Below are 12,936 nucleotides of genomic sequence, written 5' to 3' on the forward strand. Positions count from 1 at the left end.
CCCCACGCCCCCACGCCCCCACGCCCCCACGCCCAGGCTCAAACCCACACGCCCAAGCCACCAAGCCGCACACCCCACACCGCTCCCCGCCCGCCCCTGCCCGTGCTCACCGAAGGAGGTGCCCCGTGGCGCACCACGCCCCGGCCCCGCCCCGCGTCCCGCCGCCCGGCCCCGACGAAGAATCCGCGCACCCGCGCGTCATGGAACCCCTCCTGCTGGTCATCCTGGTGGTGCTCTCCGCCGTCGGCGCCGTCATCGGGATCGACCTGGTCGCCAAGCTGGGGATCTCCGCCAACACCTCGGTCGTCGGCGCGCTCGTCGCCATGCTGATCGGCCGTATCCCGCTGAACTTCCTGCGCCGGATGCGCTCCGTACACCGGCAGAACCTCGCCCAGAGCGCCATCTCCGCCGCCACCTTCGCGTCCGCCAACGCGCTGCTCACCTCGGTCGCCGTGCCGTACGTCTTCGGCCGCAAGGACCTGGTCTGGCCGATGCTGGCCGGGGCGTTCATCGGGCTCGTCGTGGACGCCTGGGTCCTCTACCGGGCCTTCGGCTCCCGGCTGCTGCCCGCCGACGCGGCCTGGCCGCCCGGTACGGCCGCCGCCGAGACCATCAAGGCGGGCGACCGGGGCGGCCGCCGGGCTCTCATCCTCGCCGGGGGCACCGTCGTCGGCCTCGCCGGAACACTCGTCAGCCTGCCCCTCTCCGCGGCCGGGGTCGCGTTCCTCGGCAACGTCTGGGCGCTGCTGATGTTCGGCATCGGACTGTTCTTCCGCCAGTACAGCCCCGACCTGTTCCATACCGACCTCGGCGCCGGGTACATCCCGCACGGCATGATGGTCGGCGCCGGAATCGTCGCCCTGGGCCAGGCCGTTCACCTGCTCGTCGGCCGCCGCGAACGCGCACGGCAGGCCGCCCCCGCTCCCGTGGCCGCGTCCGTCGCCCCGCCCGCCGACCCGGCCACCGCGTACACCGTCGACGAGCGCGGCCTGCGGCGCGCGCTGATCCGCGGCTACGTTCTCTTCACGGCGGGCGCCGCCGTCCTCGCCGTACTCGGCGGGCTGCTGGGCGACATGAGCGTGCCCGGCCTCATCGGCTGGGTCCTGTTCGCGGCGTTCGCCGCCCTGGTCCATGAGCTGATCGTCGGCCTCGCGGCCATGCAGTCCGGCTGGTTCCCGTCCTTCGCCGTCACCCTGATCTTCCTGATCCTGGGCCTCGCGATCGGGATCCCGTCCGTACCGCTCGCCCTGCTCATCGGCTATGTCTCCGCCACAGGACCCGCCTTCGCCGACATGGGTTACGACCTCAAGGCGGGCTGGCTGCTGCGCCGCGAGCACCGGCCCTGGGACCCGTACGAACGCGAAGGCCGCCGCCAGCAGTTCCTGGCCGCCCTCATCGGGTTCGCCGTCGCGCTCGTGGTGGTCGCCGTCGTCTGGCGCTCCTACTTCGGGCAGGGGCTGATCCCGCCCGTCGCCAAGGTCTACGCCGACACCCTGCGCAGTGGACTCGGCGACCCGCACACCGTGCGCACCATGCTGATCTGGGCCGTACCCGGAGCCGTGATCCAGCTCCTGGGCGGCACCCGCAGGCAGATGGGCGTCATGCTCGCCACCGGTCTGCTGATCCTCACCCCGCAGGCGTGCTGGCTGGTCCTCGGCGCCCTCGCCGTCCGCGTCGGCTACCGCAAGTGGCGCGGCCCCGCCGCCGACGAGGAACTCAACCTGGTCGGCGCCGGCCTGATCGCGGGCAGCTCACTCGGCGACTCCGCCCAGATCCTCAGGACATGACGGACCGCCCCCGGGCCGTCGCCCGCCCGCCGCCACCCGCCACGGACCCGGCCGCCCCGGCCGCACCACCCGCACCCTCAGCACGGCAAGGAGAACCACCCCCATGGACATGTACAGCAGGCTCGAACCGCGCCCCGAGTACCTCAGCTTCGAACTCGCCCTGGCGGCCCGCAAGCTCGTCGAGGACGTCATGCTCGTCAAGCCGGGGGAGGACGTCGTCCTCACGGGCGACACCAGCAGCGACCGCCGTGTCGTCGAAGCCACCGCGCAGGCCGTCGCCGCCGCCGGGGCGCACCCCGTCATCGTCTGGTACGAGACGATGCCGGGCTCGTCGATGGAGCCGCCCCGGCCGGTCGCCGGAGCCATATCCGACGCCGACGTGTGGATCGAGTTCGCCGTCTCGTACGTGATGCACTCCGACGCGTTCCGCGCCGCCATGGCCAACGGCTGCCGCTACACCAACCTCACCGCGATGGACGTCCAGATGCTGGTCGCCACCGTCGGCAGGCCCGACTTCCCGGGCGTCATCCGCCTCGGCAACGCGCTCGTCGCCCTCCTGGAGGCGGCCGACGAGGTCCGTATCACCTCGGCGAACGGCACCGACCTGGTCGGCCGCAACGGTGACCGGCCCATCAACCTGCGGGGCAAGCCGGCCGAGAAGCCCGGCGAGACCGTCATGCTCTCCGGCCAGATCTCCTGGAACCCGCTGGAGGAGACCCAGGACGGGGTTCTCGTCTTCGACGGTGCCCTCTGGCCGCCGGACGAGATCGGGCTGCTGCGCTCGCCGGTCCGCTGCACCGTCGAGAAGGGCGTCGTCACCAGGATCGAGGGCGGCGCCGACGCGGACGTCTTCCGCAGCTGGATGGAGTCCTTCGACGACCCCAACATGTTCCGCGTCGCGCACTGGTCGCTCGGCTTCAACCCGGGCGTCCTGGCGCCCACCGGCCGCATCGTGGAGGACGAGAGGGTCTTCGGCTGCGTCGAACTGGGCATCGGCACCAAGGGCGCCTGGATCGGCGGCGAGCCCTGGGTGGCCGCCGCGCACACCGACGGCAGCGTCCTCGGCCCGTCCATCTACCTGGACGGGGTGGCGATCGAGGAGAACGGGCGCTACGTGCACCCGGAGCTGGTCCGGATCTGCCGCGACCTCGGAGTCGCCGGCTACTGAACGGCTGCTGAAATCAGTGGGGGCGGGGCGGGCGGCGGTGAGGCGGGCGGGGCTGGGCGGGGATCTGCGTACGGTGTCCGCGTCCGGCCCCGCCCGGCCGCGCCCGGCCCCGCCCCGCTGCCGCCGTTGTCTCACCGCCCGCCCGCCGTCTCACCGTCCGCCGGTCCGCCGGTCGGGCCGTCCGCCGGTCCGACCCATCGCCACCCGTCGCCCGCCCCGGGATGTCATGAAGGAGCGCCATGCCCACGCCCGCCCCCCTCTCCTCCGCCCGCCTCTCTTCCGCCCACGCTGCCTCCGCCCACGCTGCCTCCGACAACGCCGCCTCCGACAACGCCGCCTCCGACAACGCCGCCTCCGACAACGCCGCCTCCGACAACGCCGCCTCCGACAACGCCGCCTCCGACAACGCCGCCTCCGACAACGCCGCCTCCGACAACGCCGCCTCCCACCACGCCCCGTCCGGCCACATCTCCTACCGGCACAGCGGCCTGGTCTGCACCGACCACACCATCGATGTGCCGCTGGACCACCGGAACCCCGGAGGGCCGTCCATCGCCCTGTTCGCCAGGGAGGTCGTCGCCGAGGACCGCAAGGACAGCGAACTGCCCCGGCTGCTCTGGCTCCAGGGCGGCCCCGGCGGACGTGCCGAGCGCCCCAACGCGGCCGGCGCCTGGCTGCGCAGGGCCCTGCGCGACTACCGGGTCGTCCTCATGGACCAGCGCGGCACCGGCCGCTCCACCCCCGCCGACCGGCGCACCCTCGCCCGGTTCGGTACGGACACCGGGGCCGCCGCCGCGTACCTCGGGCACTTCCGCGCCGACTCGATCGTGCGCGACGCCGAACTGCTGCGCCGCCACCTCCAGGGCGACCGGTCGTGGAGCGTACTGGGCCAGAGCTTCGGCGGCTTCTCCACGCTGACGTACCTCAGCCTCGCCCCCGAAGGGCTCACCCGCGCCTACATCACCGGCGGACTGCCGACGCTCACCGGCCACGCCGACGACGTGTACCGGGCCGCCTACGCCCGCACCCTGGCCCACAACGAGCGCTACTTCGCCCGCTACCCCGCCGACCAGCGCCTCGCCGACGCGGTGGCCGGGCACCTGGCGGAGCACGACGTCCGGATGCCCAGCGGTGAGCGCCTCACCGTCCGGCGCTTCCAGACCCTCGGTATCGGCTTCGGCACCTCCGCCAAGTTCGACGCGCTGCACTACCTCCTGGAGACCGCCTTCACCGACGGCGCCCACGGCCCCGAGCTCACCGACACGTTCCTGCGCGGAGTCGACGCCACCGTCTCCTTCGCGGAGCGGCCGCTGTACGCCGCACTCCACGAGCCGATCTACGCGCAGGGCGGCCGGCCCACCGACTGGTCCGCGCACCGCGTCCGCCGGGAGTTCCCCGTGTTCGACGCGGTCCCGGGGGCTCCGGTCCGGTTCACCGGCGAGATGGTCTACCCCTGGCAGTTCGACGAGGACCCGGCGCTCGTCCCGCTGCGCGGCGCCGCCGACGCCCTGGCCGCGCGCACCGACTGGCCGGCCCTCTACGACCTGGACCGGCTCGCCGCCAACGAGGTCCCGGTCGTCGCCGCCGTCTACCACGACGACATGTTCGTGGACCGGGAACAGGCACTGGCCACCGCCGACGCCGTACGCGGGCTGCGGACCTGGGTCACCGACGCCTACGCGCACGACGGGGTACGCGCCGACGCCGCCGTCCTGGACCGGCTGATCGCCATGGCCGACGGCGAGATCTGACCACGCGATGTCGGGCACCGATACCCGGCACCGATGCCCGGCACCGTGCGACATGACCCCCTGACCTCACCCAGTGAAGCGGCCACAGACGGTGAACCGGCCGGTGTGCGGGCCTCGTGGTCGACGCCTCGGTGCAGTGATCCTCGATTGCGGTGTTTGAATGGACCCCCGTTCCTGATCCGGCAAGGAGAAGCGCTGTGCCCCTGGTGTCTGTCGTGATGCCCGTGTACAACTCGGCGGCCACCCTCGGTGCGGCTGTGCGGTCGGTGCTCACACAGACCCACAGCGACCTGGAGCTGCTGGTGACCGACGACCAGTCGTCCGACGGCTCCATGGACCTGCTCCGTGAGTTCGCCGCGCAGGACGAGCGCGTCCTGCCGGAGCCGGCTCCCGAACGGGGCGGCGCGGGCCGGGCCCGCAACCTGGCGATCGAGCGTGCCCGCGGGGACTACGTGGCCTTTCTCGACAGCGACGACATGTGGCTGCCGGAGAAGACCGAGAAGCAGCTCGCCTTCGCCGCGGAGGCCACCGCGCCCTTGACGTTCACCTCGTACTTCAAGATGGCCGCCGACTACGACGGCGAGAGCACCGACTGGGTCCCGAACGGGCGGGTGATCCGTGCGCGGGAGCACGTGGACTACCGCGCGATGCTGGTCCAGGACCACATCGGTGCTCTCACCGCGATGTACGACCGCACTGTCCTGGGCACGCGGCTGATGCCGGAGATGCGCAAGCGTCAGGACTACGCGCTGTGGCTGTCGATCATGCGGGACGGCGCCGACGCCCGGGGCCTGGCCGAGCCGCTTGCGGTGTACAGGGCCCACCAGGCGGGATCGCTGTCCTCCAACAAGCTGTCGCTCGTGCAGTACAACTGGGACCTGTACCGCGAGCACGAGCATCTGTCGGTCCCGCGCGCGACGCGGGCACTGGCCGGCGCGGTGTGGCAGTCGCTGCGCAACTCGCGGATCTGACGCGTACGCGCCGCTCCTGCGGTCCGCGACCGCCGGTCCCGGCAGCGACGGGCCCGTCCGCCGTGAGATCAAGGGTCGGGCCGGACACCGCCTAGACTCCTCCGGTGAACGACTCCCTCCCCACCGCCGAAGCCCTGCGCACCGCCCTGGCCGGGCTCCTCGACGGGCTGCCGCCCAAGCAGGCCGCCCAGGCCGTCGAGCGGCTGATCGCCAACTACCGGGGGACCACCCCCACCGGGACCCCGCTGCTGCGCGACCGCTCGGATGTCGCCGCGTACGCCGCGTACCGGATGCCCGCCACGTACGAAGCGGTACGGGCTGCGCTCGACGCCTTCCGGGCCGCGGTGCCCGGGTGGGTGCCCGCCCGGCACACCGACATCGGCGGCGGTACGGGTGCGGCCACCTGGGCGGTGGCGGGGGCCTGGGACGACCCGGACGGGCCGGACGTGGCGGACGTGCCGGATGTGGCGGACGCTGCGGACGGGCCGGGTGGGGTGAGCGGGCCGGGCGGGGACAACGGGCCGGGGACCCGGCGTACCACCGTGCTCGACTGGGCGGAGCCCGCACTCGTGCTCGGCCGTGAACTCGCCGCGCGGTCCGGCTCGCCCGCACTGCGCACCGCCGACTGGCAGCGCTCTCGTATCGGACCGGGGCTCACTCTGGAGAGCACTGATCTGGTGACGGTCTCGTATGTCCTGGGGGAGCTGACCGAGGCCGGCCGCGCCGCCGTCGTGGACGCTGCGGCCGAGGCCGCCCAGGCGGTCGTCGTGGTCGAACCCGGCACGCCCGACGGCTATCTGCGGATCATGGCGGCCCGGGACCGGCTGGCCGCCGCCGGTCTGCGGACCGCCGCCCCCTGCCCGCACAGCGACGCCTGCCCCATCGAGCGCGGCACCGACTGGTGCCACTTCTCGGCCCGGGTGAGCAGGTCGTCGCTGCACCGCCAGGTCAAGGGCGGCTCACTGGCGTACGAGGACGAGAAGTTCAGCTATGTCGCCGCGTTCCGGGGCGAGGTGTCGACGGTCCAGGCCCGGGTCGTACGCAGGCCGCAGATCCGCAAGGGCCTGGTCCAGCTGGAACTGTGCACCGAGGCGGGCGGACTCACCCGCGAAACCGTCTCCAAGCGCCACGGCGACCTCTACCGCGCGGCCCGTGACACCGCGTGGGGCGACGCCTGGCCGCCCCACGCGTAGCACTTACGTGCCGCAGCAGCCGGCTACGAACGCAGCTCCTGCGTACAGCACTTGACGCTGCCACCGCCCTTGAGCAACTCGCTCAGATCCATGCCGAGCGGCTCGAACCCGCGGGCCCGCAGCGGTGCGTAGAGACCGACGGCGGCCTGCGGCAGCAGCACATGGCGGCCGTCGCTCACCGCGTTGAGCCCCAGCGCCGCGGCGTCCTCCGGCGCCGCGATCAGTGCGTCGGGGAAGAGCCTGGCCAGGACGGAGCGGCTGCCGGGCGAGAAGGCGTCCGGGTAGTACATGATCTCGTCCGCCGATTCGTCCAGCACACTCAGTGCCGTATCGAGGTGGTAGTAGCGGGGGTCGACCAGATCGAGCCCGATCACCGGGCGGCCGAAGAACTCCTGCGCCTCGTCGTGCGAGAGAGGGCTGGAGCGGAAGCCCCGCCCGGCCAGGATGTACGAGGCGGTGACGGCGAAGTCGCCCTCGCCCTCGTTCACATGGACGGGCCGGTGGATTGTCCTGAAGCCGTGCGCGCGGAACCACTCCAGATGCGCGTCGGCCTCATCGGCCCGCTCCGGGTGGGCGAAGCGGGCGCCGAGCACCCGCCCGTCGATCACCGTCGCGCCGTTGGCCGCGAAGACCATGTCGGGCAGTCCGGGGCCGGGGTCCAGGATCTCGACCGTGTGGCCGAGCGTGCGGTAGCGGTCGCGCAGGTCCTCCCACTGGGCGAGGGCCAGGGGCAGTTCGACCGGTTTCGAAGGGTCCATCCACGGGTTGATGGAGTACGTCACCCTGAAGTGTGCCGGTGGGCACATCAGATAGCGCCGGGGTGTGGCGTCACGAGGCAATGAGGGCTCCTCACGGCGGACATGGGCTGCGGGTGTGCAGCCGGCTGCTGCCATGGTCCGCCCTGCGGGGCCCCGCGCGCTGTGCACCGATCGGGTGGTTCGCTCGCGGTGGCCGAAAAGCCCCGCCCGCGGCCCCGCCGCGGCAGCGGCCCGCGGCTCGCCGGACCTGCCTGCCTGCCGGACCTGCCGGGCCTGCCCCTGCCTGCCCGACCCGCCCGCCGTACGGAAGTGGCGTCCGTACGGAAGTGGCGTCCGTACGGAAGTGGCACATCACGCGGATACCGAGACGATACGTATCGGATCCACCGATGTTAGATTCCCCTCCATGGCCCCGCCCGCATCCCCTTCCCCCTCCACGTCGCCCGAAGCGAAGCCGCCCGCCAGGTCACCCGATGCCAGCCGCCGCAGCGAACGCTCCCGCAGAGCGATCCTCGATGCGGCGCTCGCCCTGGTCGGGGAGGTCGGCTACAACAAGCTGACCATCGAGGCCATCGCCGCCCGCGCCGGAGTGGGCAAGCAGACGATCTACCGCTGGTGGCCGTCCAAGGCGGCCGTCCTGCTCGACGCGTCCGTCGCCCTCGCAGGGGACGCCGAGACCGAGGGCGAGTGGAGCGGCTTTCCCGACACCGGTGACATCGCGGCCGACCTCAAGTATGTGCTGCGGCTCACCGTCGACCAGTTCAACGACGAGAAGTACGACGCCCCCGCCCGCGCTCTCACCGCGGCCGGGTCCACCGATCCTGAACTCGGCCGGCGCTTCACCCGCGAACTCCTCGAACCGGCCCTCGGGCTGTACGAGGAGCGGCTGCGGTCCGCCGTGGCCGCCGGGCAGATCGGGGCGGACGTGGACATCAGGATCGCCGTGGAGATGCTGGTCGGGCCGCTCACCCACCGCTGGCTCCAGCGCACCAACCCGCTCACCCACGCCTTCGCCGACACCTGTGTGGACCAGGTCCTGCGGGGAATCGGAGCCCGTCCGGACAGTGGCTGAACCACCCCGGCCGGTAAGTGTGGTCACCCGGGGCGCAGGATGGTGGCAGCATGGAGGGTCCGTGGTGCATGCAGCGGGTGAGGTGAGGGGATAGATGGGAACAGAGTTCGGCCGAGACCGTGGCCCGGCGAGCAGAATGACCCAGTGGCTGCGCCGCCGCCCCAGACAGTCCCCTCCAGACGACCTCCAGCGCGAGAAGCTCTTCGTCGCCGCCGCCGAAGCCGGCCTGCCTCTCTCGCCCGCCGCCCACCCCGTCGGATATCGCTGTTCCTGCGACCGCGTGGGCTGTCCCACCCCGGCCAGGCACCCCCTCTCCTTCGCCTGGCAGACGCAGTCCACGACCGACCGCGCCCAGGTCGAGCGCTGGGTCCGCAACCAGCCCGAGGCCAACTTCATCACCGCGACCGGCATGGTCCTCGACGTCCTCGATGTGCCGCTCGACGCGGGGCGCAGTGCGCTGGAGCGGCTGCTCGCGCACGGTGTCCAGGTGGGGCCCGTCGCCCAGTCGGGCACCGACCGGATGCTCTTCTTCACCGCCACCCGCGGTACGCCGGAGGACGAGGACGAGTGGTGGCCGTGCGAGCTGGACTGTCACCCCGAGACGATGGACGAGCACCCGGGCCTGCGCTGGCACTGCCGGGGCAGCTATGTGCTCGTACCGCCCGCCCGGCTGCCCGGTGAAGCCCGTGTCGACTGGGTGCGCGGGCTCGAACATCCGCTGCCCGACCCGCTGACCCTGCTGGAGACGCTCACCGACGCCTGCGCGCGCCACTCGGACGGCGACCAGGACGCGCACGCGGTGGCGTGGCCCCTCGGCCGCTGAGCAGCCGCACCACACCCGGTCCGCCGCACGGAGGCGGACCGGATCGCGCCCCCGCGGAACTGCCGCAGAACCCTCTGCCGGGTCCCGCAGCGCCTACGAGCCCTGCCGAGCCCAGCAGCGCCCGGAGCCCAGCGGCGCCTGGAGCCCAGCGGCGTCTATGAGCCCTTCGCCGCCGTCAGCCCGGCCTGCCGGCCGAGGATGGTGACCTGTCCCTTCGCCGGGACCAGCGCCACCTGGCTGGAGACGAGCTCCTTGGTGATGGTGCTCTTCGCGTCACCGGTCGTCAGCGCCTTCACGTCCGCGGGCACCGTCAGATGCAGCCCCTGTGCCGCGGTCTGCTGCTCGTAGTAGCGGGTGGAGAAGAAGACCAGCGCCCCGCCGCCCCGGACGGCCAGCCCCAGCGGCCGGTAGTCGCCGTCGGTGAGCGCCCGGTCCACGTACTGCGTGGAGAGCCCCGGCAGGTTCGCGTTCTTCTCCCGTGCCTGGCGCCAGGCCGTGGTGTCGTTGCCCGGCGCGAAGTGGTCCGGGCGGCCGCTCTTCAGATACGCGGCGTACTCACCGCTGAGCTTCTGCGGCGCCACCGCCAGTGAGGCGTCGGCCGGTTCGGCGGGCTGCGCCCAGCCGTCCTTGTCGGTGACGAAGTCGGGGACCGCGGACGGGCGCAGGACCGACAGATAGGCGGCCTTCCACTGCTGGTCGGCCGCGTCCCGTACGAACACCACCAGCCAGCGGGTGTCGCCGCTGCCGCCGTCCTGGTCCCGGTTGGAGTCGGTGTCGGCGATGAACCACCGCGGCCAGCCGGCCTTCTTCGGGATGATGAACTTCGCGTCGGTGAGCTTCAGGTCCGAGTGCTGGGCGTTGCCCGCCGGAGTGGTGACGTGGCGCGCCTTGAGCCCCGCCTGGTTGATGGCCCCGAGCGGACCGGTGACCCGGTCGGCGTCGAGAGCCGGGTCGTACGCCTTGTCCGCCTTGTTGTACGCGGTGGTGAAAGCGGCGAGTGCCTGCGCCGCCTCAGCCTTCGTCGCCGACGGTACGACCTCCAGCTCGCCGTGCACCGTCATGCACCCGCTCGCCGTCAGCGTTATCGCCGCCGTCGTCGCGAGACCCGCCGCCAGCCGCCCCAGCCTGCCCATGAGTTGCCTTCTGCTCCTGCGATCCCGCTGCCTTCGAGGACGTGGTGAACCCTACCGGGGCGAAGAAGGACACGGGCGTGGGGACCGGATACAGCACCCATACCGTTGCCTGGAGCACCGCACGCGCCCGTGGAGCCGGCCCGGGAGCCGGCCGGCGGCGGCCCGGCACGGGCGGGCCGTGGCGGGTCTCAAGCCGTCCCGGGGCTCAAGCCGGCCCGGACGGCGGCCTTTTCGGGATGATCAGCGGAGCCCCGGTGCCCGGATGTGCCAGCACCTCGACCGGCTGCCGGTACACCCGGCTCAGCAGCTCCTCGGTGAAGACCCGGGACGGCGGGCCGTCTGCGGCGATCCGTCCGTCGTGCAGTACGGCGGCCCGGTCGGCGTACGCGGCCGCAAGACCGAGGTCGTGCAGGACGACGACGACCCCGCACCCGGCGGCGGCCCGCTCCCGGCAGATGCGCAGGACCAGTTCCTGGTGGCGCAGATCGAGTGCGGCGGTCGGCTCGTCGAGCAGCAGCAGCGGGGTCCGCTGGGCGAGGACCCTGGCCAGGGCGACCCGGGCGCGTTCACCGCCGGAGAGCGAGGGGAAGGGGCGGGCGGCGAATCCGCCGACCTCGGTTGCGGCCATCGCGTCGGCGACGGCCCGCCCGTCGTCGTCCGCGCGTTCCGTGCCCGCCCAGGGCGCGCGGCCCATCCGGACGACCTCCTCGACCGGAAAGGGGAAGGAGAGGCCGGCGGACTGGGGGAGTACGGCCCGGCGCAGGGCGAGTTCGGCGGGCGGCCAGGACGCGGCGGGGCGCCCGTCGATCCGTACCCCGCCGTCGGTGGCGGGCAGATCGGCGGCCAGAGCGGCGAGCAGCGTGGACTTTCCGGCGCCGTTCGGGCCGACGAGAGCGAGGAGTTCACCGGCCCGGACGGTGAGGTCGACACCGCACAGGACGGCACGGCCGGCCAGGCTCAGACAGAGACGGTCGGCGTGGGCCAGCGCGGCGCCAGGAGGACGGGGTCCGGGGAGCTGCCGCGGGCGGGGCCGGAAGAGGGCTCGGAGCATGGGTCGCCTCATGAGTACGGGGGAGTCGGGCCTCGTGGGTAAGGGGAGCCGGGGCTCCCGGGTACGGGGTCGGGGCCTCGCGGGCACGGGAAGCCGGGGAGCCGGGGGCGGGGTTCGGAGGGGGCGGGGAGGAGCAGGGACGGGGAGTTGGGCGGGATGGGCAGCCGCTACGTCCATCCGGTGCGTCGGCGCGTCCTGCGCAGCAGCCAGAAGAAGAACGGGCTGCCGAACAGCGCGGTCAGCACCCCGAGCGGCAGCTCGGCAGGGGCCGCCACCGTCCGGGCGGCCAGGTCGCCGGCCACCAGGATCACCGCGCCGCCCAGCGCGCTGCCCGGTATCAGGAAGCGGTGTCCGGGGCCGTTCGCCATCCGGAGCAGATGCGGGACCAGCAGTCCGACGAAGGTGATGATCCCGGCGACGGCCACCGCTGCCGCCGTGAGCAGCGCGACGACCAGCACGAGCACCATCCGCAGCCGTTCGACGTCGACACCGAGGTGCCGGGCCGGCCGCTCGCCCAGCGCCAGCAGGTCCAGCTTCCGTGCGGTGAGAGGCGCCACCGCGAGCCCGAGCACCGCGCACGGCAGCACGGCGAGCACCTTCGGCCAGGTCGCCTGGGCGAGCGAGCCCAGCTGCCAGAAGGTGATCTGCGAGATCTGGGCGTTGTCGGCGAAGAAGATGAAGAGCCCGATCAGCGCCCCGGCGAAGGCGTTCACCGCGATCCCGGTGAGGATCAGCGTGACGACCTCCGTCCGTCCGCCCGAGCGGGACAGCGCGTACACCAGCAGTACGGTCACCAGGCCGGCGGCGAACGCGCAGACCGTCACCGTCCAGTTGCCGAGGAACGTCAGCCCGAGGGCGATGGAGGCGACCGCGCCGACCGCAGCGCCGGACGAGATGCCGATGACGCCCGGTTCGGCGAGCGGATTGCCGAACACGCCCTGCATCAGGGCGCCCGCGCAGCCGAGCGAGCCGCCGACGAGCAGCGCGAGGACGACCCGGGGCAGCCGTACGTTCCACAGGACGCTCTCGCCGACCCGGTCGAGTCCCGAGCCGCCGAGACCGGCCCGGTGCAGCACCGAGGCGAGGACGTCGCCGAGCGGGATGTGGTAGGCGCCGACCCCCGCCGACAGCAGACAGAGCAGGACGAGAGCGCAGAGCAGACCGGCCGTCAGCAGGGCGGCGGCCGGGTGCCGGTGGCGCGGCCCCGGGCCGGGGGCGGGCCCGGCCGG

Annotated in this window: 11 protein-coding genes; 7 read left to right on the top strand and 4 right to left on the bottom strand. The window is 73.0% G+C overall.

The features are described 5' to 3' along the window. Positions 1 to 200: 200 nt before the first annotated feature. The 5 genes from G3I19_RS28160 (at position 201) to G3I19_RS28185 (ending at position 6,870) form a co-directional block, all read left to right on the top strand. Positions 201 to 1,787: an OPT/YSL family transporter gene (locus G3I19_RS28160; RefSeq protein WP_164266543.1), complete on the top strand. Its 1,587-nt coding sequence runs from the start codon at positions 201 to 203 to the stop codon at positions 1,785 to 1,787. Between the two features lie 103 nt (positions 1,788 to 1,890). Continuing rightward, positions 1,891 to 2,955: a hypothetical protein gene (locus G3I19_RS28165; protein ID WP_164266535.1), complete on the top strand. Its 1,065-nt coding sequence runs from the start codon at positions 1,891 to 1,893 to the stop codon at positions 2,953 to 2,955. A gap of 239 nt (positions 2,956 to 3,194) precedes the next feature. Beyond that, positions 3,195 to 4,706, top strand: coding sequence for an alpha/beta fold hydrolase (locus G3I19_RS28175; RefSeq protein WP_239074886.1), 1,512 nt, complete (start codon positions 3,195 to 3,197; stop codon positions 4,704 to 4,706). Between the two features lie 197 nt (positions 4,707 to 4,903). After that, a complete protein-coding gene (locus tag G3I19_RS28180; RefSeq protein ID WP_164266536.1) occupies positions 4,904 to 5,677 on the top strand; it encodes a glycosyltransferase family A protein in 774 nt (257 codons plus the stop codon). Positions 5,678 to 5,781: 104 nt separating this feature from the next. After that, complete coding sequence (locus G3I19_RS28185; protein ID WP_164266537.1) at positions 5,782 to 6,870, top strand: small ribosomal subunit Rsm22 family protein; 1,089 nt, start codon at positions 5,782 to 5,784, stop codon at positions 6,868 to 6,870. Between the two features lie 23 nt (positions 6,871 to 6,893). On the opposite strand, the gene ddaH is transcribed toward G3I19_RS28185, so the two are convergent. Next, positions 6,894 to 7,763, bottom strand: coding sequence for a dimethylargininase (ddaH, locus tag G3I19_RS28190; protein WP_343235235.1), 870 nt, complete (start codon positions 7,761 to 7,763; stop codon positions 6,894 to 6,896). A gap of 271 nt (positions 7,764 to 8,034) precedes the next feature. Here ddaH and G3I19_RS28195 point away from each other — a divergent pair, with 271 nt between their 5' ends. Further along, positions 8,035 to 8,700: a TetR/AcrR family transcriptional regulator gene (locus G3I19_RS28195; RefSeq protein WP_164266538.1), complete on the top strand. Its 666-nt coding sequence runs from the start codon at positions 8,035 to 8,037 to the stop codon at positions 8,698 to 8,700. Positions 8,701 to 8,794: 94 nt separating this feature from the next. After that, entirely contained in the window at positions 8,795 to 9,523 is a 729-nt protein-coding gene (locus G3I19_RS28200; RefSeq protein WP_164266539.1) for a bifunctional DNA primase/polymerase, read from the top strand. 155 nt (positions 9,524 to 9,678) lie between these two features. On the opposite strand, the gene G3I19_RS28205 is transcribed toward G3I19_RS28200, so the two are convergent. From G3I19_RS28205 to G3I19_RS28215, 3 genes are all read right to left on the bottom strand, one after another. After that, the gene (locus G3I19_RS28205; RefSeq protein ID WP_164266540.1) at positions 9,679 to 10,656 is read right to left on the bottom strand and encodes a hypothetical protein; all 978 of its coding nucleotides are present in this window, start codon (positions 10,654 to 10,656) and stop codon (positions 9,679 to 9,681) included. Between the two features lie 205 nt (positions 10,657 to 10,861). Beyond that, the gene (locus G3I19_RS28210) at positions 10,862 to 11,707 is read right to left on the bottom strand and encodes a heme ABC transporter ATP-binding protein (protein WP_164266541.1); all 846 of its coding nucleotides are present in this window, start codon (positions 11,705 to 11,707) and stop codon (positions 10,862 to 10,864) included. Positions 11,708 to 11,874: 167 nt separating this feature from the next. Continuing rightward, positions 11,875 to 12,882 (bottom strand): iron ABC transporter permease, encoded by a 1,008-nt coding sequence (locus G3I19_RS28215; protein WP_239074887.1) that lies wholly within the window; start codon positions 12,880 to 12,882, stop codon positions 11,875 to 11,877. Positions 12,883 to 12,936: the final 54 nt, after the last annotated feature.

Source organism: Streptomyces sp. SID10853, assembly GCF_010548145.1.
Classification (GTDB): domain Bacteria; phylum Actinomycetota; class Actinomycetes; order Streptomycetales; family Streptomycetaceae; genus Streptomyces.

Excerpts from the sequence above, each read along its gene's own strand:
- G3I19_RS28175 (WP_239074886.1), top strand. The coding sequence starts at position 3,195 with ATGCCCACGCCCGCCCCCCTCTCCTCCGCCCGCCTCTCTTCCGCCCAC.
- G3I19_RS28210 (WP_164266541.1), bottom strand. The coding sequence starts at position 11,707 with ATGCTCCGAGCCCTCTTCCGGCCCCGCCCGCGGCAGCTCCCCGGACCC.
- ddaH (WP_343235235.1), bottom strand. The coding sequence starts at position 7,763 with ATGGCAGCAGCCGGCTGCACACCCGCAGCCCATGTCCGCCGTGAGGAG.
- G3I19_RS28195 (WP_164266538.1), top strand. The coding sequence starts at position 8,035 with ATGGCCCCGCCCGCATCCCCTTCCCCCTCCACGTCGCCCGAAGCGAAG.
- G3I19_RS28200 (WP_164266539.1), top strand. The coding sequence starts at position 8,795 with ATGGGAACAGAGTTCGGCCGAGACCGTGGCCCGGCGAGCAGAATGACC.
- G3I19_RS28205 (WP_164266540.1), bottom strand. The coding sequence starts at position 10,656 with ATGGGCAGGCTGGGGCGGCTGGCGGCGGGTCTCGCGACGACGGCGGCG.
- G3I19_RS28165 (WP_164266535.1), top strand. The coding sequence starts at position 1,891 with ATGGACATGTACAGCAGGCTCGAACCGCGCCCCGAGTACCTCAGCTTC.
- G3I19_RS28160 (WP_164266543.1), top strand. The coding sequence starts at position 201 with ATGGAACCCCTCCTGCTGGTCATCCTGGTGGTGCTCTCCGCCGTCGGC.